Genomic DNA, 1,263 nt, shown 5'->3' with positions numbered 1-1,263 from the left:
GCGATGAGGACGAGGACGACGGGCAGGAAGAGGCCCAGGTAGCCCAGGTCGAAGGCAGGGGCATGGAACGCGGGCAGTCCCACCCAGTCGGCTTTCGTGACGGTGGAGAAGTCGAGCTCGCCCTGCAGCCATGCCGCGCCGTAGCCGACCAGGACGCCGATGAGGATCGAGAGTCGGCCGAGCATCCCGCGGAAGAGTACCGTGGTCAGCAGAATTGCGATGATCGTGATCACAGCCGTCAGGGGAGCGGCCTTGACCCAGTCCCAGGCGGCCGGTGCCAGGTTGAGGCCGATGAGCGCGACGATGGCGCCGGTGACCACGGGAGGCATCGTCACCTCGATCCACCGGACGCCGACGACATGGACGACGAGTCCGACCAACGCCAGAGTCACTCCGACGGAGATGATTCCACCCTGAGCCAAGGCCATGGCATGAGGCTCGAGGTCGTCTCCCGACGTCGCCGAGAACCCCGTGACCGCACCGATCGGGGCGAGCAGTCCGAACGACGACCCGAGGTAGGAGGGCATCATGCCCTTCGTGATGAGCAGGAAGAGCAGAGTGCCGATGGCGGTGAAGAACAGCGTCGTCGACGGCGGGAAGCCGGTGAGCAGCGGAACGAGGAATGTCGCACCGAACATCGCCACGACGTGCTGGGCGCCGATGCCGATGGTCCGCGGCCAGCTCAGACGCTCCTCGGGCAGAACCCTCTCACCGGGAGCGATCGTCCGCCCGTCACCGTGCAGACGCCAGCCGCGGCGACTGCGTGTTCCGGTACGAGTGTCCGTCTGTGTCGAATCCGCCATTGTGCTCCTCGTTCCGATCGTGCTGCTTCTTGGCCGTTGGCCGGCCGGCGGACAGCGGTCCGTGCCGGCGAGAGAAGTCTATGCGCCCGGTCACTGTCTCGCCGAGTCGACGGCCGCTGAACGCACTTCAGGACGGTGCCGCCGGAACCTGATGCAGAGACAGCGATCACGGTTCTGATAACGCATTGAGGGGTGCTCAGGGGGCGTGACCTGGACTGACAGGGAGCCACTATCGCACGGAGGCGAAGGACCAAACGATGACGCCTGTGAGCACCGACCAGCTTGTGAACCCAGACCAGCTCGCCGAGTCCATCCTCAACGGGGAGAGATCACCGAAGCCGAGGCACTTGCGCTTCTGTCGACGCCGGATGAGGACGTCTTCGGCCTCGTCCACGCGGGGTCACGACTGCGCCGGGAGCACTTCGGGAGGACGATCAAACTCAACTACCTCGTCAACCTC

At 65.5% G+C, this 1,263-nt stretch carries 1 protein-coding gene; it reads right to left on the bottom strand.

Translation table 11 applies throughout. The features are described from left to right. Positions 1-803: uracil-xanthine permease family protein (locus tag AD89_RS0116740; protein ID WP_025780691.1), on the bottom strand; the 803-nt coding region annotated here is incomplete at its 3' end. Between the last annotated feature and the right edge of the window lie 460 nt (positions 804-1,263).

It is taken from the genome of Brevibacterium sp. VCM10, from assembly GCF_000583215.1.
Taxonomy (GTDB): domain Bacteria; phylum Actinomycetota; class Actinomycetes; order Actinomycetales; family Brevibacteriaceae; genus Brevibacterium; species Brevibacterium linens.
Note: the sequence above shows the minus strand (reverse complement) of the source record. Positions and strands in the feature narration are given on the sequence as shown.